Source organism: Pseudomonas sp. FSL W7-0098 (assembly GCF_005930585.1).
GTDB lineage: Bacteria > Pseudomonadota > Gammaproteobacteria > Pseudomonadales > Pseudomonadaceae > Aquipseudomonas > Aquipseudomonas bubulae.
This window is the reverse complement of the sequence record NZ_RXHW01000012.1, coordinates 151444-172440: the sequence shown is the minus strand read 5'-3', so window position 1 is coordinate 172440 and position 20997 is coordinate 151444. Positions and strand designations below refer to the sequence as shown.

The window sequence follows — 20997 nt, the reverse complement described above, 5'->3', positions numbered from 1 at the left end:
ATATCGTTTGAGTGGTTATTTGTTGTGTCGCTATGTCGCAGGCCTGTAGAACTTGGCTTATATAAGCGCTGTTAGCAAGTTTGGAACTTGGCTTTTTAACCCGGTCTGGCGATCGAAGCATGGATCTGGGTCAGTGTTTTGTCGGATGGGCAGGGCAGCGGGATGTCTTTCTGTGGGAGCGGGCTTGCTCGCGATGCTGATAACTCGGTCCTCCAGGCAGGCGCGGTGATGCCATCGCGAGCAAGCCCGCTCCCACAGGGGAGGGGTGTACAAGTCGCCGGGCAAAAAAACGCCCCGAACCAGTCGGGGCGTCATGGGCATGGCATTGCGTTTGTTCTTTACAGGCTGGGCAATGGCCGTGGTTCCATTATCAGTGGAACTGTTCTTCTTCTGTAGAGCCGGTCAGGGCGGTAACCGAAGACGAACCACCCTGGATCACGGTGGTCATGTCGTCGAAGTAGCCAGTGCCCACTTCCTGCTGGTGCGCCACAAAGGTGTAGCCTTTGGCTGCGTCAGCAAATTCCTGCTCTTGCAGTTTCACGTAGGCGGTCATGTCGTTGCGGGCGTAGTCGTGCGCCAGGTTGAACATGCTGTGCCACATGTTGTGGATACCCGCCAGGGTGATGAACTGGTGTTTGTAGCCCATTGCCGACAGCTCGCGCTGGAATTTGGCGATGGTCGCGTCGTCCAGGTTTTTCTTCCAGTTGAAGGAAGGCGAGCAGTTGTACGACAGCAACTGGTCCGGGTATTCCTTTTTGATTGCTTCGGCAAAGCGGCGCGCTTCTTCCAGGTCCGGCTTGGCGGTTTCGCACCAGATCAGGTCGGCATACGGCGCGTAAGCCAGGCCACGGGCAATGGCTTGATCAAGGCCGGCACGTACTTTATAGAAGCCTTCCTTGGTGCGCTCGCCAGTCACGAATGGCTGGTCGTACGGGTCGCAATCGGAAGTCAGCAGGTCAGCCGCGTTGGCGTCGGTACGAGCCAGAATGATGGTCGGCGTACCGGCAACGTCAGCTGCCAGACGTGCTGCTGTCAGTTTTTGCACAGCTTCCTGGGTCGGAACCAGTACCTTGCCGCCCATGTGACCGCATTTTTTCACCGAGGCCAGTTGGTCTTCGAAGTGAACGCCTGCAGCGCCCGCTTCGATCATGCTTTTCATCAGCTCGTAAGCGTTGAGTACGCCGCCGAAACCGGCTTCAGCGTCAGCCACGATCGGTGCGAAGTAGTCGATATAACCCTGGTCGCCCGGGTTTTTACCGGCTTTCCACTGAATCTGGTCGGCACGACGGAATGAGTTGTTGATGCGCTTGACCACGGTTGGAACGGAGTCCACCGGGTACAGCGACTGATCCGGGTACATGGATTCGGCAGAGTTGTTGTCTGCCGCCACTTGCCAACCCGACAGGTAGATAGCCTGGATACCGGCTTTAACCTGTTGTACCGCTTGGCCCCCGGTCAGGGCGCCCATGCAGTTGACGAAGTCTTTCTCAGGACGGAAGGACGGGTGTGCGCCCTGTGTCACCAGTTTCCACAGCTTGTCGGCACCCATTTTTGCAAAGGTGTGCTCGGGTTGAACCGAGCCGCGCAGGCGGACCACGTCAGCAGCGGAGTAATCGCGAGTCACGCCTTTCCAGCGTGGGTTTTCGGCCCAGTCTTTCTCAAGGGCTGCAATTTGCTGTTCGCGTGTCAGTGCCATGGTGATAAACCTCGTCGCATAGGTCTGGGTTGAAAAATGGTTGCTCCACCAGGCACACAACACTGTTGTTTGTATAAGTGCGTGAATGGCGGCTCGCTACGGGCAGTAAAGGCCCCAGGGCCTTTGCGGGGCCTCTGATCAGCGGGAGCGGGGCCATCATGCCTTTGCATTTTTGAGGCGTCAAATGTTTTGTAGTGCTTTTTTTACAACACTACATAATTTGCGAAAAACGACTCGTCGGTCAGTTTTGGCCCTTTTGGTCGAGTACATCGACTTTGACCCGAATGGTCATGTCATCCCGGCTTTGCGTAGAGTAGCTGCGGGTTTGCGGCGGATTGTCAGTCTGGTTAAGAGCGTTGTTGCCCGCCACGGTTATCCATTGCCCCAGAGGGCCGCTGACTTGTGTGTCGGTACTTTGCGTGTTCACTACATCGGGTTGCTCCTGGCTCATGCGATCGCGAGTCGTACTGATCGCCAGGTGTACCGTTTCACCTGTGACGCTGGCGGTCACGTAAAAACCCCGGGTGACGTTGCGGTAGTCGGTCTGGGTAAGCAAGCGGCCGTAGGCGTCGGTCTGGGTGCTGGTCAGCGGTACGCTCTGGCCGATCTGGATAAATGCCGGGGTGCCTTCGCTGGTCTGGATTTGCTGGGTGCCGCCGTCGCGGCTGGCGGTGCTGATCACCCGGGTGTCCGGATCATTAGTGGCCAGGTTGTTGTCACTGGTATCGACCGTGATCAGCAGGCGCCGGGCGGGTGTGTCGAGTTGCGCCAGCAGGTCTTCGAGGTTCTGGATTTTCGAGGCGCCTGCCTCGACGATCAGTTGGTTGCCATAGGCGCTGACTTTGCCTTTTTTGCCGATAAAGTTCTGCGCGATGGGCAGCAATTCTGCACTGGTGCGGTTTTGCAGGGTGATGACGCGGGTGTCGGCGATCGCGCTGAAGCTAGCGATCAGCAGCAGGCCAGCGATGAAGGGGCGTAGGGACATGTCCATTATCTCCGCAATGCTTGAAAGGGCTGGGTCTGAGTGTGCCAGATAGCAAAACGCCCTGCGATCCGGGGATGGCAGGGCGTTTTGCAAAACTGCTGTGGGAGCGAGCCTGCTCGCGAAATTCTCAAGAGTGCCGCGCTAGCAGCCTTCGCGAGCAGGCTCGCTCCCACAGAGATCGGCGTGGCAGTTAGCTCACCCGCACCATATCAACGTGGGGAATCCCTGCTTCGAGGAATTCATCGCTGACGATCTTGAAGCCAAGGCGCTCGTAGAAGGGTGTGGCATGCACTTGGGCACTGAGCATTTGTTGCTTGAGGCCACGTTTTTCGGCTTCAAGAATCGTGGCCTGCATCAGTGCGTCGCCAACCTTCAGGCCGCGCCAGTCCTTGAGAACCGATACGCGGCCGATATGGCCGTCCGGCAGGAGCCGGGCGGTACCAATCGGGAAGTCGCCTTCATAGGCCAGAAAATGCACGGCATCGGCATCGTCTGCATCCCACTCCAGTTCTGGAGGTACAGATTGTTCGGCAATAAATACCGCCTCACGAATGCGTCGAAGTTCGGCGTTGTCCTTTTGCCAGTCGGCGACACGTACGTGAATGCTATTCATCAGCGAACCCCAGGCTTCCTTGTTTAACCAGCTCGCAGAGCAGGTTGCGTCCATCTTCATCGGCCAGCCATGTGCCGAGGTTGTCACTGTGCAGCGCGTCGGCGGCACAGATCATTTTCAGCAGTTCGCGCAGCTTGCCCGGCAGCAGGCGGCTTTGGCCGCTGGCGAATAACAACAGATCGTCATCGACCTCGGACCATGCCAGGCGTGCGCTCGGGTTGCGGATCAGGATCGCGCCCTGTTCCAGGCTACCCAACAGGTCTTCTTCTTCGAGTTCAGGGCCGACCACGAGTTCCGGATAACGTGGCTCGGTCATGAACTGGCCGAACCAGGTCAGCAGCATGCGCTCGTCGCTCATGTGCTCGGTCAGCAGGCTCTTGAGGCGATCAAGGGCGTCGTGCTGGATCTGGTGCGGGTCGCTGACCGGTTGCGCGTCAGCGTCGGTGTAGCGATCTTCGTCCGGCAGGTACTGGCTGAGGAAGTCGGTGAAGTGGGTCAGTACTTCAGCGGCGCTCGGTGCACGGAAGCCCACCGAGTAGGTCAGGCAGTCGTCTACGGCTACGCCACTGTGGGCCAGGCGCGGTGGCAGGTAGAGCATGTCGCCGGGCTCAAGGGTCCACTCGTCGGTGGCCTGGAAATCAGCGAGGATACGCAGGTCCGCGTGCTCCAGCAGCTTGCTGTCGGAGTCGCATATCTGGCCGATCTGCCAGTGACGCTTGCCATGACCCTGCAGCAGGAACACGTCGTAGTTGTCGAAGTGCGGACCAACACTGCCACCTGGGGCGGCGTAGCTGATCATCACGTCGTCGATACGCCAGCTCGGCAGGAAGCGGAAGTTTTCCAGCAGTTCATTGACTTCAGGCACGAACTGATCAACGGCCTGCACCAGCAGAGTCCACTCGCGCTCTGGCAGTTTGCCGAATTCGTCTTCGGCGAACGGACCGCGGCGCAGTTCCCATGGGCGCTCGCCGTGTTCGATGATCAGGCGCGATTCGACTTCTTCTTCAAGGGCCAGACCGGCCAGTTCGTCGGCGTCGATCGGGCTTTCGAAGTCAGGAATTGCCTGGCGCACCAGCAGCGGTTTTTTCTGCCAGTAGTCGCGCATGAACTCGCGCGCAGTGATGCCGCCCAGAAGTTGAAGAGGAATGTCAGGATTCATGTGTAACCTATTGAAAAATTGCACTTTGTAATCGGGAATAAAAACGCCCGGCACGGCCGGGCGTTAATAGGTCGTTGCAGCGATCAGATGCGCTTGGCTTGCTCGACGGCGTTGCCAATGTAGTTGGCCGGAGTCAGCAGCTTCAGCTCGGCTTTGGCCGCTTCCGGCATTTCAAGGCCGTCGATGAAAGTTTGTAGTGCTTCAGGGCTGATGCCCTTGCCGCGGGTCAGCTCTTTGAGCTTTTCGTACGGGTTTTCGATGTTGTAACGACGCATCACGGTCTGGATCGGCTCGGCCAGGACTTCCCAGCAGGCGTCCAGGTCAGCAGCGATTTTCTGTGCATTCAGTTCAAGCTTGCTGATGCCCTTGAGGCTGGCTTCGTACGCGATCACGCTGTGAGCAAAGCCCACGCCGAGGTTGCGCAGTACGGTGGAGTCGGTCAGGTCGCGCTGCCAGCGGGAGATTGGCAATTTGCTGGCCAGGTGCTGGAACAGGGCGTTGGCGATACCCAGGTTGCCTTCGGAGTTTTCGAAGTCGATCGGGTTGACCTTGTGCGGCATGGTCGAAGAACCGATTTCGCCGGCAATGGTGCGCTGCTTGAAGTAGCCCAGGGAGATGTAGCCCCAGATATCGCGATCGAAGTCGATCAGGATGGTGTTGAAGCGGGCGATGGCGTCGAACAGCTCGGCAATGTAGTCGTGCGGCTCGATCTGGGTGGTGTACGGGTTGAAACCCAGGCCCAGCTCGTCTTCGATAAAGGCGCGGGCGTTTTCTTCCCAGTCGATCTGCGGGTAGGCCGACAGGTGGGCGTTGTAGTTGCCCACGGCGCCGTTGATCTTGCCCAGCAACGGTACAGCAGCGACTTGAGCGATTTGACGCTCCAGACGGTAGACCACGTTGGCCAGCTCTTTGCCCAGGGTGGTCGGCGAAGCCGGTTGACCGTGGGTGCGGGACAGCATGGGTACGTCGGCGAACTTGATCGCCAGTTCGCGGATGGCTTCTGCGGTTTGACGCATCAGCGGCAGCATCACGTCATCACGACCTTCACGCAGCATCAGAGCGTGGGACAGGTTGTTGATGTCCTCGCTGGTGCAGGCAAAGTGGATGAACTCACTGACGTTGGCCAGTTCAGGCAGCTTGGCGGCCTGTTCTTTGAGCAGGTACTCAATGGCCTTCACGTCGTGGTTGGTGGTGCGCTCGATCTCTTTGACGCGTTCGGCGTGCTCAAGAGAGAAGTTCTCGGCCAGTTCATTCAGAACGGCGTTGGCTTCGGCAGAGAAGGCCGGGACTTCAGGGATGGCAGCGTGGGCGGCCAGGCGCTGGAGCCAGCGAACTTCAACCAGAACGCGAGCACGGATCAAGCCGTATTCGCTGAAAATTGGGCGCAGGGCCTGGGTTTTGCCGGCGTAGCGGCCGTCAACAGGGGAAACCGCAGTGAGCGAAGAGAGCTTCATGGGGTGTTCTCGGACAGTCGGGCAACGAAATGGGGCGCGTATCATACATGAAAAAACGGCCGGTCCGTTGCCAAGTGACCGGCGTCATACGCGTATCGATTTTAAATTCTGTGCCTGCCGGCGTGTTTCAGTTGCCGCGCAGCATCGGGTAAAGCTCTTTGAGCAGCTTGCGTCGGCTGATGACCAGCTGCCAGCGGTGGCCGCCCAATTGGCGCCACAGCCTTGCGCAGCGGATACCGGCCAGCAGCAGGGCGCGAATTTTTGCCGCGTTGTTCGGTTGTTGCAGGTTGCGCATGTCGCCGTGCACCTGGATACGCTGGCGCAGGGTGCTCAGGGTGTCCTGGTACAACGCGCCACAGGCGGCCACCACGTTTTCATGGGCCGGGCCGAAATGCTCGACCTGGGACTGGATCTGCGGCAGGCGCTTGCCGATCAGCTCCAGCATGTCGTCCCGCTTGGCCAGTTGGCGCTCAAGGCCGAGCATCGACAGTGCGTAACGCAGGGGCTCGCGCTGCAGGGTGTTGGGATCGCGCTCAAGGGCACCGATCAGGGCACGATAGCCTTCGCGCAGGTTGATGTCGTCGCCACCAAAGACTTCCAGGGTGTCCTTGGGGTCACGCACCAGCAGGCTGCCGAGCATGCAGCTCAGGTCGGCTTCGCTGACCTGGCCGGTCTTGGCAATTTTATCCACTAGCACCGCGGCCAGAAATACGCCGCCGAGGGCTACCAGTTGCTCCTGAGTGGCGTTCATGGGCGTTTGCCCTTGCTCGACCAGGGCTCGGCCACTTCGATCACGCCGCCGCCCAGGCAGACTTCGCCGTCGTAGAACACCACGGACTGGCCGGGGGTGACCGCGCGTTGCGGGTCGTCGAAGGTGGCGCGGTAGCCGTTGGCGGTTTTTTCCAGGGTGCAGGGCTGATCGCTCTGACGATAGCGAACCTTGGCCGTCAGGCGCAGCGGGGTGCTCAGGTCGATCGGATTGACCCAGTAGATCTCGGAGGCGAGGAGGGCGCCGGAGAACAGCCACGGGTGGTCGTTGCCCTGGCCGACGATCAGCTCGTTGTGCTCCAGATCCTTGACCAGCACGTACCACGGCTCGTCGCTGGCGTCCTTGAGGCCGCCAATGCCCAGGCCCTGGCGCTGACCGATGGTGTGGTACATCAGGCCATGATGGCGGCCGATCACTTCACCTTCTGTGGTCTTGATCTCGCCCGGCTGTGCCGGCAGGTATTGCTTGAGGAAGTCGCTGAAGCGGCGTTCGCCGATAAAGCAGATCCCGGTGGAGTCTTTTTTCTTCGCGGTGGCCAGATCGTGTTTTTCCGCAATGCGGCGCACTTCCGGTTTTTCCAGCTCGCCTACCGGGAACAGGGTGCGGGCGATCTGTTCGCCGCCGACGGCGTGCAGGAAGTAGCTCTGGTCTTTGTTCGGGTCCAGGCCCTTGAGCAGCTCGGTACGGCCGTCAATGTCGCGACGGCGCACATAGTGGCCGGTAGCAATCAGGTCGGCGCCCAGCATCAGGGCGTAGTCCAGGAAAGCCTTGAACTTGATTTCGCGGTTGCACAGGATGTCCGGGTTCGGCGTGCGACCGGCCTTGTATTCGGCCAGGAAGTGCTCGAACACGTTGTCCCAGTACTCGGCAGCAAAGTTGGCGGTGTGCAGCTTGATGCCGATTTTGTCGCACACGGCCTGGGCGTCTGCCAGATCATCCATGGCGGTGCAGTAATCCGTTCCGTCGTCTTCCTCCCAGTTCTTCATGAACAGGCCTTCCACCTGGTAGCCCTGCTCCATAAGCAGAACGGCGGAAACGGAAGAGTCGACACCGCCGGACATGCCGACGATGACGCGCTGTTTTTCGGGGGCGACTAGGGCTGGATCACGCATAAGGATTCAATGAGTGTCTTGAAAAAGGACGCGATTCTAGCAGGCCCGAGCGCTCAAGGCTAAACCGAAGGGCGGATTAACGTCAGGTCGAACAGTTTGCCGCCCAGATAATCATCGATGCACTGCAGGGTCAGCTCGCTGCGCCAGCGTTCGCGCTGTGCAAGCAGTTCGTCGCGAGTCAGCCACAGCGGGCCAATGATGCCGGTGTCCAGCTGGTAGTCGGGGTGGTGCTTGAGCGCCTTGCCGGCAAAGCAGATGCGCTGGTAGGTCACGCCGTTGCTGGGAGCGGTGTAGAGGTAAATGCCGATCACACCGGTCAGTTCGACGTCATAGCCGGTTTCTTCGAGGGTTTCGCGGATGGCGGCCTCGATCAGGCTTTCGTCGGGGTCCAGATGACCGGCCGGTTGATTGAGCACGGCGCGGTCGCGCTTGAGTTCTTCGACCATCAGGAAGCGGCCATTGTCTTCGACGACAGTGGCGACGGTGATGTGGGGTTTCCATTCCATGGGGTGGGTCTCGGTTTATAGGTGGATGCATATCCCCTGTGGGAGCGGGCTTGCTCGCGATGCAGGCGCTTCGGTCTGTGCTTTTTACGCGGTGATGCTATCGCGGGCAAGCCCGCTCCCACCGGGTTTGTGTAGGCCGTAAAAACACAAACCCCGGCGTCGTGGGCCGGGGTCTGTGGTGTTGCCTGTTGCCCTTACACCGAAGCGATGATCGCGTTCAGTGTGGCGCTAGGGCGCATTACTTTGCTTACCTTGTCGGCATCGGCGTGGTAGTAACCACCGATATCGACCGGCTTGCCCTGCACGGCGTTGAGTTCGGCAACGATTTTTGCCTCGTTCTCGGCCATGGCTTTTGCTACTGGAGCAAATTGGGCTTGCAGCTCTTTGTCTTCAGTCTGGGCAGCCAGGGCTTGTGCCCAGTACAGCGCCAGGTAGAAGTGGCTACCGCGGTTGTCGATGTTGCCGACTTTGCGCGATGGCGATTTGTTGTTGTCGAGGAACTGACCGGTAGCCTGGTCCAGGGTCTTGGCCAACACCAACGCTTTCGGGTTGTTGTAGGTTGTGCCCAGGTGCTCCAGGGAAGCCGCCAGTGCCAGGAACTCACCCAGCGAGTCCCAGCGCAGGAAGTTTTCTTCCAGCAACTGTTGAACGTGCTTCGGGGCCGAGCCGCCGGCGCCGGTTTCGAACAGGCCGCCGCCATTCATCAGCGGTACGATCGACAGCATTTTGGCGCTGGTGCCCAGTTCCATGATCGGGAACAGGTCGGTCAGGTAGTCACGCAGCACGTTGCCGGTTACCGAGATGGTATCCAGGCCAGCGCGGGTGCGCTCCAGGGTGAACTTCATGGCCTCTACCGGCGCCATGATGCGAATGTCCAGGCCGCTGGTGTCGTGATCTTTCAGGTAGGTTTCAACCTTTTTGATCATTTCGGCGTCGTGGCTACGCTTTGGATCGAGCCAGAACACGGCCGGAGTGTTGCTGGCGCGGGCACGGTTGACGGCCAGCTTGACCCAGTCGCGGATCGGCGCGTCTTTGGCCTGGCACATGCGCCAGATATCGCCTTCCTCGACGTTCTGTTCCATCAGCACGTTGCCGTTGCTGTCAGTTACCCGCACAACGCCCGGGGTCTTGATCTGGAAAGTCTTGTCGTGGGAACCGTACTCTTCGGCTTTTTGCGCCATCAGGCCAACGTTTGGCACGCTGCCCATGGTGGTCGGATCGAAGGCGCCGTGTTTCTTGCAGTCTTCGATGGTGGCCTGGTAGATGGTGGCGTAGCAGCGATCCGGGATCACGGCCTTGGTGTCTTGCAGCTGGCCTTCGGTGTTCCACATCTTGCCGGAATCACGAATCATGGCCGGCATCGAGGCGTCGACGATTACGTCGCTCGGCACGTGCAGGTTGGTGATGCCTTTGTCGGAGTTGACCATGGCCAGCGCAGGGCGGTTGGCGTACACGGCTTCGATGTCGGCTTCGATTTCAGCCTGCTTCTCGGCTGGCAGCGCCTTGATGCGGGCGTACAGGTCGCCGATACCGTTGTTCAGGTTGAAACCGATTTCTTTGAGGACGTCAGCGTGTTTTTCCAGCGCATCCTTGTAGAACTCGGCCACGATCTGACCAAACATGATCGGGTCGGAAACCTTCATCATGGTGGCTTTCAGGTGAACCGAGAACAGTACGCCCTGCTTTTTGGCGTCTTCGATTTCGGCCGCTACGAACTCGCGCAGGGCTTTTTTGCTCATGACCGAGCAATCGATGATCTCACCGGCCTGGACGGCGGTTTTTTCTTTCAGGACGGTGGTGGTGCCGTCTTGAGCGATCAGTTCGATTTTAACGCTGCCCGGTGCTTCGATCAGGGCGGCTTTTTCGCTGCCGTAGAAGTCGCCTTCGCTCATGTGAGCAACGTGGGACTTGGAGTCTGCAGCCCAGGCGCCCATTTTGTGCGGGTGCTTGCGCGCGTAGTTCTTGACCGACAGCGGTGCGCGGCGGTCGGAGTTGCCTTCGCGCAGTACCGGGTTTACGGCACTGCCCATCACTTTGCTGTAACGCGCCTTGATTTCTTTTTCAGCGTCAGTGGTGACGGTTTCCGGGTAGTCCGGGATGTTGAAGCCCTGCGCTTGCAGTTCTTTGATCGCGGCCTGCAACTGCGGGACCGAGGCGCTGATATTGGGCAGCTTGATGATGTTGGCTTCAGGGGTAACGGCCAGGGCGCCCAGTTCGGCGAGGTGGTCTGCTACAGCCTTGTCACCCAATTGCTCGGGGAAGCTTGAGAGGATGCGGCCAGCCAGAGAGATGTCGCGCGTTTCAACGGCGATATCGGCGCTGGCGGTAAACGCCTCGATGATAGGCAGCAGTGAATAGGTGGCGAGCGCCGGAGCTTCGTCGGTGAAGGTATAGATGATCTTCGAACGGTTGGGCATTTCGGATTAACTCTCTTCTTTGCTGAGCGTGCTCAGATACTCGAGATGCGCAGGGTAGGCGCTTTCGTTCACAGTGAACAATGAGCCGAAAGTCGAGGTTCTTCGCGGTGATGTGAATGCATCAGTAGAGCGTCAAGCGGTCGGGCCGGGGTAACGGCCCAGCCTTTCTAGGCCTGAAAGACTCATTCCAGCATGTGTTTGCAGGTGACTCCATGGTCACCGGCGCAGTATACATAGGTCACCAAGGTTGCTGCGAGGGGGGCGGCCTAACACGAATCATCCATTGGTCTAAGTCCCTGCGGCAAAATGCCCTGATTTTTCGCGGTTTGCCCCGTGATTACGGGTTTTTTCGGCAACCTCAATTTTTCCTCGTGATGGCACGGGCATAAAAAAACCGGCCGATTCGCATGATCGAATCGGCCGGTTTCCTGGGCAGCGGGTCAGACCGGGAGGCTGGTCACCTCTTGCGCGGTCGCTGAAACGCTGGCTGGAACTTGAGCGTTGGTGATTGCAACAGCATGCAGGCCCTTGGGGCCCTGGATTATTTCGAAGCTCACGGGTTGGCCTGCCTTGAGCGTCTTGTAACCGTCCATCTGGATTGCCGAAAAATGCGCAAAAAAGTCGATCGGGTTTCCGTGTTCATCGATGCCTTCCTTGGCCTGCGTATTAATGAAGCCGAAGCCTTTGGCGTTGTTGAACCACTTGACCTTGCCTTGCATACTCATATCCCTCTGCTGCAAACAACTCCATCACTGGAGTATCATCCAGTCAACTCGCACAGAAACCAGTAAAAGTGGTTGACTGCGCGGACCATTTTTCCCCACTGTGGGTACTATATGGTTGTAACACCGTTTTACCGATAGTCAAGGTCACGCGGCGGCGGTGTTGAAATTTGACACCTTTGCCTCCATCACTGTAGTTGCACAACCAACGACGAACCTTTCTTTCCATGCATGCAATCAGCCAGACTCGACTAACATTTAATCAGGATCACCCCGATTTTGATGACGAAGACTCCGCTGGCTTGGCTGTGCAAGAGGCTAAGCCTGCGCTTCAGGCGCCGCCGATGTACAAGGTGGTTTTGTTTAATGATGACTACACGCCAATGGATTTCGTTGTAGAGATCCTTGAGGTGTTTTTTAACTTGAATCGCGAATTGGCGACCAAGGTCATGCTGGCCGTCCATACAGAAGGACGGGCTGTGTGCGGCATCTATACCCGCGACATTGCCGAGACCAAGGCAGCGCAGGTAAATCAGTACGCACGTGAAAGCCAGCATCCGCTACTCTGTGAAATCGAGAAGGACGGTTAACGCCGACCACTTGGGTATGAGGTGAAGCCATGTTAAATCGCGAGCTCGAAGTCACCCTCAATCTTGCCTTCAAGGAAGCCCGCTCCAAACGTCATGAATTCATGACGGTTGAGCACCTCCTTTTAGCGCTTCTGGATAATGAGGCGGCCGCAACCGTTCTACGCGCCTGTGGCGCAAACCTCGAAAAACTCAAGCATGACCTGCAAGAGTTTATTGATTCCACAACTCCCCTGATCCCCGTCCACGACGAAGACCGCGAAACGCAGCCAACCCTGGGTTTTCAGCGGGTCTTGCAGCGTGCCGTGTTCCACGTGCAGAGCTCCGGCAAGCGTGAAGTCACCGGCGCCAATGTGCTGGTAGCCATCTTCAGCGAACAGGAAAGCCAGGCCGTATTCCTGCTCAAGCAACAGAGCGTGGCGCGCATCGATGTGGTCAACTTTATTGCCCACGGCATCTCCAAGGTGCCCGGGCATGGCGAGCACAGCGACAGCGATCATGAGATGCAGGATGAAGAGGGCGGCGAATCGTCGTCTTCCAGCAATCCTCTGGACGCTTATGCCAGTAACCTGAATGAACTGGCCCGCCAGGGCCGGATCGATCCGCTGGTAGGTCGGGAAATGGAAGTTGAGCGCGTCGCCCAGATCCTGGCGCGTCGGCGCAAAAACAACCCGTTGCTGGTGGGTGAGGCAGGCGTGGGTAAAACCGCGATTGCCGAGGGTCTGGCCAAGCGCATCGTCGATAACCAGGTGCCTGACCTGCTGGCTAACAGCATCGTCTACTCCCTGGATCTCGGCGCCTTGCTGGCAGGTACCAAGTACCGTGGCGATTTCGAGAAGCGCTTCAAGGCGCTGCTGGGCGAGCTGAAGAAACGCCCGCAAGCGATCCTCTTTATCGACGAAATCCATACGATCATCGGTGCCGGTGCGGCTTCGGGCGGGGTGATGGATGCCTCCAACCTGCTCAAGCCGCTGCTGTCTTCGGGTGACATTCGCTGCATCGGTTCTACCACGTTCCAGGAATTTCGCGGGATCTTTGAAAAAGACCGTGCCCTGGCGCGCCGTTTCCAGAAAGTCGACGTATCCGAACCTTCGGTTGAAGATACCATCAGCATTCTGCGCGGGCTTAAAGGTCGTTTCGAGCAGCACCATGGCATCGAGTACAGCGATGAAGCCCTGCGCGCAGCGGCGGAGCTGGCCTCGCGCTATATCAATGACCGGCACATGCCCGACAAGGCCATTGACGTGATCGACGAGGCGGGTGCCTTCCAGCGTCTGCAACCGGTTGAAAGCCGGGTTAAACGCATTGAAGTCGCGCAGGTTGAAGATATCGTGGCGAAAATCGCCCGTATTCCGCCTAAACACGTCTCGGTCTCGGACAAGGAGCTGTTGCGCAACCTTGAGCGCGACCTGCGCCTGACCGTGTTCGGCCAGGATGCGGCGATCGATTCGTTGTCCACGGCAATCAAGTTGTCCCGTGCGGGGCTCAAGTCGCCGGACAAACCGGTCGGTTCGTTCCTGTTCGCAGGCCCCACCGGTGTCGGTAAAACCGAGGCAGCACGCCAGTTGGCCAAAGCTTTGGGTATCGAGCTGATTCGCTTCGACATGTCCGAGTACATGGAGCGCCACACCGTATCGCGTCTGATCGGTGCACCTCCGGGCTATGTCGGTTTCGATCAGGGCGGTTTGCTGACCGAGGCCATCACCAAGCAACCTCACTGCGTACTGCTGCTCGATGAAATCGAGAAGGCGCACCCTGAAGTCTTCAACCTGCTGCTGCAGGTCATGGACCACGGCACGCTGACCGACAACAACGGGCGCAAGGCGGACTTCCGCAACGTGATCGTCATCATGACCACCAACGCCGGTGCCGAAACCGCCTCTCGGGCTTCGATGGGCTTTGCCCATCAGGATCATGCTTCCGATGCCATGGAAGCGATCAAGAAGAGCTTCACCCCCGAGTTCCGTAACCGTCTGGACACCATTATCCAGTTTGGTCGCCTCAGCCATGAGGTTATCAAGCATGTGGTGGACAAGTTCCTTACCGAACTGCAGGCGCAGCTGGAAGACAAGCACGTGCAGCTCGAGGTGTCGGATGCGGCGCGTGGCTGGCTTGCAGCGGGTGGTTATGACGCGCTGATGGGGGCACGGCCGATGGCCCGTTTGATCCAGGACAAGATCAAGCGTCCGTTGGCTGAGGAGATTCTCTTTGGTGAACTGGCCGATCATGGCGGTGTGGTACACATCGACCTGGAAAACGGCGAGTTGACCTTCGAGTTTGAAACCGCAGTCGAAATGGCTTGATGTAACACCCTAGTCATAAAAGGCGCCTTCGGGCCAGTGACGATCAGTTGGGCGGGATGCAAAATCCCTGTGGGAGCGGGCTTGCTCGCGATTGGAACAGCGCGGTTTGATAGTTGAACCGCGTCGTCTGTATCGCGGGCAAGCCCGCTCCCACAATGCCCATGACTGGTTTGCATTGGTGCTTGGGCGCCTTTTTGCTGTCTGCGATCAAGCGGCCTGGGCCGACGCGGTATTGCGCTCCAGTACCGTATAGCCGAGTGCGGCAATATGATGATGGACGCGTCGGTAGTCGCGCAGCACCCGCTGGAAGATATCCCCGGATTCGGCCCAGGCCGTCTTGTCGTTCTGCAGCTTGCGAAAGTGCTCGCGGCTGGCGCTGGCTTCCAGCTTGCGCACGGTCTCCTTGTGGCCGATCAGTGCCTTGGCAGCGCTCACGTCCTCACGCAAAAACGCGGTAATGGCCAGGTTCAGGCTGTCCAGCAGGGCCAGGTGCATGGCCTGGATCTGGATCAGTTCGAATGAGGAAAAGCGTTCGCCACGGCGTGTGCGGCGAACAGCCAGTTGCGCGAGGTTGCCGAGGATGTCGCCGGCGTGCTCAAGGTTGATCACGAACATCAGCACTTCCTGGGCGCGATCGGCATCGTCATCGCTCAGGCCATCCTGGCCAATGTCTGCAAGATAGGCGCGGATCGCGGCACTTAGCAGGTCGATGGAGTGATCCAGTTGGCGCACCTTGTCCGCTGTGTCCGGATCGGGTTTCTCGAACAGCTGCAACACCTGGTTGAGCATCAGCGAGGTCATGTCCGCCAGGCGCAGGGCTTCGCGTACGGCATTGGACAGGCCGATATTGGCCACTTCAAGCCCGGCCTCGTCCAGGTATTGCGGCATGCCGGGGTCTGCCGGTGGCTCCTGCTGGGGAAACAGGTAAGTCAGCAGGCGTGCGCAAGGTTCGGTCAGGCCGATGAACACCACGGCCAGCAGCAGATTGAACGCGGTATGCAGGTAAACCACCCAATGTGCCAGGTCGATATCGCTGCGAGCCAGCAAGTTGGCCATCAGCGGCAGGCAGGGCAGCAGCGCCAGGGAGCCCAGCAGGCGCGCCAGCAAGTTGCCCATAGGCAGACGTCGCGCCACTGGCGAACTGGCGCTCATCACGGAGGGCAAGGCGCCGCCGATATTGGCGCCGAGCATCAAGGCGATGGCGGTGGCGGGCGTCATCAGGCCAGCACCTGCCAGCGAGGCGATCAACAGCACCACCGCGACACTGGAGTGGCAGATCCAGGTCAGCAGCACGGCAGCGACCACCGCGATGATCACATCGCCTTCCAGGCTTTGCATGATGGCGCGAAACACTGAGGTGGCTTCCATATGCCCCAGAGTGGCGCTGAGCAAGCCTAGGGCCAGCAACATCAGACCCAGGCCAATCAGTGCGCAGCCCACGCTTTCATGGCGCGAATCATCGCGCAGGCGAAAGACGATATAACCTGTCAGCAAAATCACCGGCATTGCCAGCGAGGTATCAAAACTCAGCAGTTGTACCACCAGGGTCGAGCCGATATTGGCCCCCAGCATCACGGCCAGGGCGGGCGCCAGGCCCAGGGTGCCGGCTGCGGTAAAGGACGTGGCCATGAGGCTGACCGCCGTACTGCTTTGCAGTACGCCGGTAATGCCGATGCCGCTCATCAGTGCCATCCAGCGGTTATTCAGATTGCGCCCCATCCAGTTGCGCAGCTGGGTGCCAAACCCGCGCAGCAGGGCCGTGGAAATCATATGGGTGCCCCACAGCAAAAGTGCGATGGCGCCCGCGAGGTTGAGTAACAGAGTGGTTCCCGACATGAGGAATCTCCACAGAACACGCATTCATTTTTTGCGCGCGGGCTGGCGCGGTGTGGCGCCGGCCCGCGTTGTTTCAACTCAGTACCACTGCTTGAAACGGCGGATGTAGATCGTTTTCATCAGTTGCGCGACACAGCAATAGCTGAACAGGGTGGCCACCAGCCAAGGGAAGTACGACAGCGGCAGTGGTTCCAGGCCCACCATGGTGCCCAGGGGCGAGAACGGTACGTAGATACCCAGCACGATCACGATGAGGGTCATCATGATCACCGGCCATGCTGCAGTGCTCTGGAAGAACGGAATCTTGCGCGTGCGCAGCATGTGCACCACCAGGGTTTGTGACAGCAGTCCCTCAATAAACCAGCCGGACTGGAACAGGGTCTGCATTTCCACGCTGTTGGCCGAGAACACGTACCACATCAGGGCGAAGGTAGTGATGTCGAAGATCGACGACGTTGGCCCGATCCAGATCATGAAGCGGCCGATGTTCTTGGCGTCCCACTTGCGCGGTTTTTGCAGGTATTCCCTGTCCATCTTGTCCCACGGCAAGGCCAGCTGGGAGATGTCGTACATCAGGTTTTGCAGTAGCAGGTGGATCGACAGCATTGGCAGAAAAGGGATGAAGGCGCTGGCTACCAATACCGAGAACACGTTGCCGAAGTTGGAGCTGGCGGTCATGTTCAGGTACTTCATGATATTGCCGAAGGTCTCGCGCCCCTTGAGTACGCCTTCTTCGAGCACCATCAGGCTCTTTTCCAGGAGGATGATGTCAGCCGACTCCTTGGCGATATCCGTGCCGCTGTCTACCGAAATGCCTACGTCGGCATCGCGCAGGGCTGGCGCGTCATTGATACCGTCACCGAGAAAACCGACGGTATGGCCATTGGCTTGCAGCGCTTTCAGCACCCGGGATTTTTGCAGCGGGGTGAGCTTGGCAAACACCGTGCGCTGCTCAACCTCCAGTTGCAGTGCGGCGTCGTCCATTGTTTCGATTTGTGGCCCAAGCAGTGGCGTGCCTGGCTCCAGGCCCACCTGCCGGCAGATTTTGCCGGTGACTACAGCGTTGTCGCCGGTCAGCACCTTGATCGCTACGCCGATTTCTTGCAGGGCTGCAATCGCCGGCCCGGCAGTTTCCTTTGGTGGATCGAGGAAGGTGAGCATGCCGCGGATGACCAGGTCGCGCTCGTCTGCGGTGTTGTACTGCTTGTGCGCCTGTGCCTTGGGGATTTCGCGGGTGGCGACCAGCAGTACGCGGAAGCCGTCCTCGTTGTACTCGTTGGCCAGGGCCAGCAGTTGCTCGCGGCGTGTGGGGTCCAGAACCACGCGGGTGTCGCCTTCCATGACATGGGTGGCGATGCCGAGCATTTCTTCGACTGCGCCCTTGCACACCAGCAGGTGGTCGCCACGGTTGTCCTTGACGATGATCGACAGGCGCCGCCGTACGAAGTCAAAGGGCAGTTCATCGACCTTGCTGTAGTTGTGCGGCGCGTTGAATTTTGGGTCCTGCAGGGCAAACTGCACCACGGCCTGATCCATCAGGTTGCGGATGCCGCTTTGGTGATGGCTGTTGAGCCAGGCCAGGGCCAGTACCGACTCATCGCGCTGGCCACTGGCGTCGATGTGATGCTCGAGGATGATGTGATCCTGGGTCAGGGTGCCGGTCTTGTCGGTACACAGCACGTCCATCGAGCCCAGGTTCTGGATGGCATTGAGGCGTTTGACCACCACCTTGCGTTTGGCCATGGCGGTTGCGCCCTTGGCCAGGTTGGCGCTGACAATCATTGGCAGCATTTCCGGGGTCAGGCCCACGGCCACTGCCAGGGCAAACAGGAAGGCATCGCCCCAGTCGCCCTTGGAGAAACCATTGAGGAAAAACACAATGGGCACCATAACCAGCATAAAGCGGATCAACAGCCAGCTGACGCTGTTGACTCCGCGATCGAACGCGGTTTGCGTGCGCGAGCCGACGATGGCCTTGGCCAGCGAGCCAAAGTAGGTGCGCGGGCCGGTGGCCACGACTACGGCGCGAGCAGTGCCACTGACCACGTTGGTGCCCATAAAGCAGATATTGGGCAGATCCAGCAGGTTGCTCTGGTCGGCGGCGGTGCTGGAGGCGGACTTTTGTGTCACATCGCCCAGGGTGTCGTACTTCTCCACCGGCAAGGCTTCGCCGGTGAGCACGGCCTGGCTGATAAACAGATCGCGGGACTCGATCAGGCGAATATCCGCCGGGATCATATCGCCGGCCGACAGCTGCACGATATCGCCGGCCACCAGTTCGCGCATCGGTACTTCGTGCACCGAGGTGCGGGTACCGCTGTTGTCGCGCCGCACCACGGTCGCGGTGGTGCGGACCATGGCCTTGAGGGCTTCGGCGGACTTGGCCGAGCGGTGCTCCTGCCAGAACCGCAGCAGGCTGCTGAGGCCAACCATCAGGCCAATGATGATGATTTTGGTCAGGTCGCCTTCTTCGCCATCGCGTTCTGGCAGCCAGTAGTCAGTGACAAAGCTGATCACACCCAGGGTCAGCAGCACATAGATAAAAGGGTTATGCAGGGCCAGCAGAAACTGCACCAGTGCGTGAGGCGGCTTGTCGTGAGCCACTTCGTTGTAGCCATCGCTTTGCAGGCGTTCAGTGGCTTCCTGCTCGGTCAGGCCTGCGGTAGTGGCGCGTACATTGGCCAGGGTGGCTGAAAGGCCGTTTTGTGCTTCCCGAGCGGCACGCATGGACAGTTTATTGCTGTCGCTGGCGCTGTTCTTGTCCCGAACTTTAGTATTTTTTACGGCGCTCATGATGAGTACTCCTGTCGCCAACTCTTGACCGGGCATATATTGAATGGCCTTTTAACAGGCGTGCCAATGTATGCCGAGTCGCAAACTTCGCAATCGGTTTAATTGAAGTGTTAAGTGCGCTTTAAAGTCCCGCTGCTGCGAAGTAATTAATACGCGGGCAGCGGGTGACTACTGGCTTCTTCCATAAGGAACTCCAGTGGGTTGGCAGGGTTTTAATTAATTATGAATCAGCGCAAGAACCGACTCTGCGGGTCCTGGGTGTCGGCCATGCTCCAGCGCTGCTCCAGTTGGCCTGTGGCAGGGCTGACGCGCCAATGCACCTGGCGGTGCGCAGGTTTTGCGTCGGCAACGGATGTGGAAAAGGGTGAGCGGGTCGAGCGGGCCAGGGTGGGCTCGCGTGAAAGTTTCACGCGCATGCTTGAGGCAAAGGCTTGAACGCCGGGTAGTACATGGGTTTTAAAGGTCATAACACACCTCGTGACCGGACTGTCGCCGGTGAGGTCGTTACGATGGAGCGTCAGGCTCTAGCGCAGTTGACCCCGCCGTGCAGGCGAGTCCTGTCAATGTCTGGATTTAGCGCCCGGATCGCCGTAGTGACGGTGACCGGACAGCGACTAGATACTGTGTCCATTGGCTTCTTTTGTGAAGTTTATAGGCGGCCTGAATGACCGGCCTGTGCAATCTACTCAGGCCGCGGGTGCAAGTCAATGTTTAAACCCGGCAAGTGTGGCTGGTACAGCCAGGGTTCAGGAAGTTTGGAAGTTAGGTTTGGGTATATAGCTAATAAGACAAAACAGTTACAGGAGTTCAAACTTTATATGTTGAGCCCTGATTGTGGGAGCGAGCCTGCTCGCGAAGGGATCACTGCGGTTTGCCCGAAAAATTGCGTCGTTTGCTTCGCGAGCAGGCTTGCTCCCACGGCAGGCTCAAATCGCAGACAAACAAAAACGCCCGGCAGAGCCGGGCGTTTTGTATTGACTTGCTTAGCGAGCGCGGTAAGTGATGCGCCCTTTGCTCAAGTCATAGGGCGTCAGCTCGACGCGCACTTTGTCACCGGTAAGAATACGAATGTAGTTCTTGCGCATCTTGCCGGAGATATGCGCGGTTACGACGTGCCCATTTTCCAACTCCACACGAAACATGGTGTTGGGCAGGGTGTCGACGACAGTGCCTTCCATTTCGAAGCTGTCTTCTTTCGACATGCAGTAAAGCCCTCGGTGTCCAATGAATGGCCCGGTGCAACTGCGCCAGGCAAAAGCGGCGTGCATTGTGCCCGAAAAATGGGGGTTAAGCCAAGGGTTCAATCAAGAGAGCTCCATCTCTGATTGATTAAGAGCTCAATGGGCCGATATTCGGTCTTGTAATTCATCTTCTTGCAGTTCTTGATCCAGTACCCCAGATACAGCGCATCCAGCTCCAGGCGGCGCGCTTCGGCGATTTGCCAGAGGATTGCATAGCGCCCCAGGCTGCGCCGCTCTTCGTCGGGATCGTAGAAGGTGTAGACCGCCGACAGGCCATTGGGCAGCACGTCCGTGACGGCGACCGCCAATAAACGGCCATCAAGGCGGAATTCGTAAAATCTGGAAAACGCCAGGTCGCGCACCAGGAAGGTCGAAAATTGATCGCGACTGGGCGGGTACATATCGCCATCGGCATGGCGCTGCTCGATATAGCGCTGGTAAAGATCAAAGTTCTCTTCACTGAACGCCGGTTTTACCGCCTCTACCTGCAAGTCGGCATTGCGCTTGAAAATGCGTTTTTGCTGGCGGTTGGGCAGGAAGCGGGCAACCGGGATGCGCGCCGGGGTGCAGGCATCGCACTTCAGGCAATGCGGGCGATAAAGATGGTCGCCACTGCGCCGGAAACCCATCTCGGACAAATCGGCATAAACCTGCACATCCATCGGCTGGCTGGGGTCGAGGAACAGCGTGGTGGCCTGTTCGCCAGGCAAGTAGCTGCATGCGTGAGGTTGAGTGGCATAAAACTTCAAGCGCGCCAACTCGGTCATGATGAACCCTCGGAAAATCTTTAAATTAAGTGTAAGC

General features: G+C 58.6%; 17 protein-coding genes. 2 read left to right on the top strand and 15 right to left on the bottom strand.

What is annotated here, in order from left to right:
• Positions 1 to 370: 370 nt before the first annotated feature.
• The 10 genes from aceA to FHL07_RS20600 all read right to left on the bottom strand — a co-directional run bounded on the left by aceA (position 371) and on the right by FHL07_RS20600 (position 11430).
• Positions 371 to 1696, bottom strand: a complete 1326-nt coding sequence (gene aceA / locus FHL07_RS20645) for an isocitrate lyase (protein ID WP_048365296.1) — start codon at positions 1694 to 1696, stop codon at positions 371 to 373.
• A gap of 241 nt (positions 1697 to 1937) precedes the next feature.
• Positions 1938 to 2681, bottom strand: coding sequence for a secretin N-terminal domain-containing protein (locus FHL07_RS20640; protein WP_095019132.1), 744 nt, complete (start codon positions 2679 to 2681; stop codon positions 1938 to 1940).
• 190 nt (positions 2682 to 2871) lie between these two features.
• Positions 2872 to 3294, bottom strand: a complete 423-nt coding sequence (locus FHL07_RS20635) for a GNAT family N-acetyltransferase (protein WP_095003299.1) — start codon at positions 3292 to 3294, stop codon at positions 2872 to 2874.
• Positions 3287 to 4453, bottom strand: a complete 1167-nt coding sequence (locus FHL07_RS20630) for a ribosomal protein uL16 3-hydroxylase (RefSeq protein ID WP_138738864.1) — start codon at positions 4451 to 4453, stop codon at positions 3287 to 3289. The genes FHL07_RS20635 and FHL07_RS20630 overlap by 8 nt, the downstream gene beginning before the upstream one ends.
• Positions 4454 to 4536: 83 nt before the next feature.
• On the bottom strand, positions 4537 to 5907 hold the full coding sequence (gene purB, locus FHL07_RS20625) for an adenylosuccinate lyase (RefSeq protein ID WP_016780205.1): 1371 nt from the start codon (positions 5905 to 5907) through the stop codon (positions 4537 to 4539).
• 127 nt (positions 5908 to 6034) lie between these two features.
• Positions 6035 to 6658 (bottom strand): high frequency lysogenization protein HflD, encoded by a 624-nt coding sequence (gene hflD, locus FHL07_RS20620; RefSeq protein ID WP_095003297.1) that lies wholly within the window; start codon positions 6656 to 6658, stop codon positions 6035 to 6037.
• Positions 6655 to 7788, bottom strand: a complete 1134-nt coding sequence (gene mnmA, locus FHL07_RS20615) for a tRNA 2-thiouridine(34) synthase MnmA (RefSeq protein ID WP_095003296.1) — start codon at positions 7786 to 7788, stop codon at positions 6655 to 6657. Before mnmA ends, hflD begins: the two co-directional genes overlap by 4 nt.
• A 59-nt stretch (positions 7789 to 7847) precedes the next feature.
• Positions 7848 to 8294, bottom strand: coding sequence for an NUDIX hydrolase (locus FHL07_RS20610; protein WP_095003295.1), 447 nt, complete (start codon positions 8292 to 8294; stop codon positions 7848 to 7850).
• A 194-nt stretch (positions 8295 to 8488) separates the two neighbouring features.
• The gene (locus tag FHL07_RS20605) at positions 8489 to 10711 is read right to left on the bottom strand and encodes an NADP-dependent isocitrate dehydrogenase (protein ID WP_095003294.1); all 2223 of its coding nucleotides are present in this window, start codon (positions 10709 to 10711) and stop codon (positions 8489 to 8491) included.
• Between the two features lie 440 nt (positions 10712 to 11151).
• Positions 11152 to 11430 (bottom strand): cold shock domain-containing protein, encoded by a 279-nt coding sequence (locus tag FHL07_RS20600; protein WP_095019122.1) that lies wholly within the window; start codon positions 11428 to 11430, stop codon positions 11152 to 11154.
• Positions 11431 to 11660: 230 nt separating this feature from the next.
• Between FHL07_RS20600 and clpS the strand changes: the two genes are divergently transcribed.
• Both clpS and clpA read left to right on the top strand, forming a co-directional pair.
• The gene (clpS, locus tag FHL07_RS20595) at positions 11661 to 12023 is read left to right on the top strand and encodes an ATP-dependent Clp protease adapter ClpS (RefSeq protein ID WP_016780211.1); all 363 of its coding nucleotides are present in this window, start codon (positions 11661 to 11663) and stop codon (positions 12021 to 12023) included.
• Positions 12024 to 12052: 29 nt separating this feature from the next.
• On the top strand, positions 12053 to 14323 hold the full coding sequence (gene clpA / locus FHL07_RS20590; RefSeq protein ID WP_095003293.1) for an ATP-dependent Clp protease ATP-binding subunit ClpA: 2271 nt from the start codon (positions 12053 to 12055) through the stop codon (positions 14321 to 14323).
• A gap of 207 nt (positions 14324 to 14530) precedes the next feature.
• Here the strand turns inward: clpA and FHL07_RS20585 are convergent, their stop codons facing one another.
• The 5 genes from FHL07_RS20585 to FHL07_RS20565 all read right to left on the bottom strand — a co-directional run bounded on the left by FHL07_RS20585 (position 14531) and on the right by FHL07_RS20565 (position 20960).
• A complete protein-coding gene (locus FHL07_RS20585) occupies positions 14531 to 16159 on the bottom strand; it encodes a Na/Pi cotransporter family protein (protein WP_138738863.1) in 1629 nt (542 codons plus the stop codon).
• A gap of 78 nt (positions 16160 to 16237) precedes the next feature.
• Positions 16238 to 18952, bottom strand: a complete 2715-nt coding sequence (gene mgtA / locus FHL07_RS20580; protein WP_138738862.1) for a magnesium-translocating P-type ATPase — start codon at positions 18950 to 18952, stop codon at positions 16238 to 16240.
• 227 nt (positions 18953 to 19179) lie between these two features.
• Positions 19180 to 19419 carry a hypothetical protein gene (locus FHL07_RS20575; RefSeq protein WP_095003290.1) on the bottom strand — a complete coding sequence of 80 codons (240 nt, stop codon included), beginning with the start codon at positions 19417 to 19419 and terminating at the stop codon, positions 19180 to 19182.
• 516 nt (positions 19420 to 19935) lie between these two features.
• Positions 19936 to 20154 carry a translation initiation factor IF-1 gene (infA, locus tag FHL07_RS20570; RefSeq protein WP_002553999.1) on the bottom strand — a complete coding sequence of 73 codons (219 nt, stop codon included), beginning with the start codon at positions 20152 to 20154 and terminating at the stop codon, positions 19936 to 19938.
• Between the two features lie 98 nt (positions 20155 to 20252).
• On the bottom strand, positions 20253 to 20960 hold the full coding sequence (locus FHL07_RS20565; protein ID WP_095003289.1) for an arginyltransferase: 708 nt from the start codon (positions 20958 to 20960) through the stop codon (positions 20253 to 20255).
• Positions 20961 to 20997 lie beyond the last annotated feature (37 nt).

What these genes read in the sequence shown, in the direction of transcription:
- aceA (WP_048365296.1), bottom strand. Translation starts at nt 1,696, where the DNA reads ATGGCACTGACACGCGAACAGCAAATTGCAGCCCTTGAGAAAGACTGG.
- FHL07_RS20640 (WP_095019132.1), bottom strand. Translation starts at nt 2,681, where the DNA reads ATGTCCCTACGCCCCTTCATCGCTGGCCTGCTGCTGATCGCTAGCTTC.
- FHL07_RS20635 (WP_095003299.1), bottom strand. Translation starts at nt 3,294, where the DNA reads ATGAATAGCATTCACGTACGTGTCGCCGACTGGCAAAAGGACAACGCC.
- FHL07_RS20630 (WP_138738864.1), bottom strand. Translation starts at nt 4,453, where the DNA reads ATGAATCCTGACATTCCTCTTCAACTTCTGGGCGGCATCACTGCGCGC.
- purB (WP_016780205.1), bottom strand. Translation starts at nt 5,907, where the DNA reads ATGAAGCTCTCTTCGCTCACTGCGGTTTCCCCTGTTGACGGCCGCTAC.
- hflD (WP_095003297.1), bottom strand. Translation starts at nt 6,658, where the DNA reads ATGAACGCCACTCAGGAGCAACTGGTAGCCCTCGGCGGCGTATTTCTG.
- mnmA (WP_095003296.1), bottom strand. Translation starts at nt 7,788, where the DNA reads ATGCGTGATCCAGCCCTAGTCGCCCCCGAAAAACAGCGCGTCATCGTC.
- FHL07_RS20610 (WP_095003295.1), bottom strand. Translation starts at nt 8,294, where the DNA reads ATGGAATGGAAACCCCACATCACCGTCGCCACTGTCGTCGAAGACAAT.
- FHL07_RS20605 (WP_095003294.1), bottom strand. Translation starts at nt 10,711, where the DNA reads ATGCCCAACCGTTCGAAGATCATCTATACCTTCACCGACGAAGCTCCG.
- FHL07_RS20600 (WP_095019122.1), bottom strand. Translation starts at nt 11,430, where the DNA reads ATGCAAGGCAAGGTCAAGTGGTTCAACAACGCCAAAGGCTTCGGCTTC.
- clpS (WP_016780211.1), top strand. Translation starts at nt 11,661, where the DNA reads ATGCATGCAATCAGCCAGACTCGACTAACATTTAATCAGGATCACCCC.
- clpA (WP_095003293.1), top strand. Translation starts at nt 12,053, where the DNA reads ATGTTAAATCGCGAGCTCGAAGTCACCCTCAATCTTGCCTTCAAGGAA.
- FHL07_RS20585 (WP_138738863.1), bottom strand. Translation starts at nt 16,159, where the DNA reads ATGTCGGGAACCACTCTGTTACTCAACCTCGCGGGCGCCATCGCACTT.
- mgtA (WP_138738862.1), bottom strand. Translation starts at nt 18,952, where the DNA reads ATGAGCGCCGTAAAAAATACTAAAGTTCGGGACAAGAACAGCGCCAGC.
- FHL07_RS20575 (WP_095003290.1), bottom strand. Translation starts at nt 19,419, where the DNA reads ATGACCTTTAAAACCCATGTACTACCCGGCGTTCAAGCCTTTGCCTCA.
- infA (WP_002553999.1), bottom strand. Translation starts at nt 20,154, where the DNA reads ATGTCGAAAGAAGACAGCTTCGAAATGGAAGGCACTGTCGTCGACACC.
- FHL07_RS20565 (WP_095003289.1), bottom strand. Translation starts at nt 20,960, where the DNA reads ATGACCGAGTTGGCGCGCTTGAAGTTTTATGCCACTCAACCTCACGCA.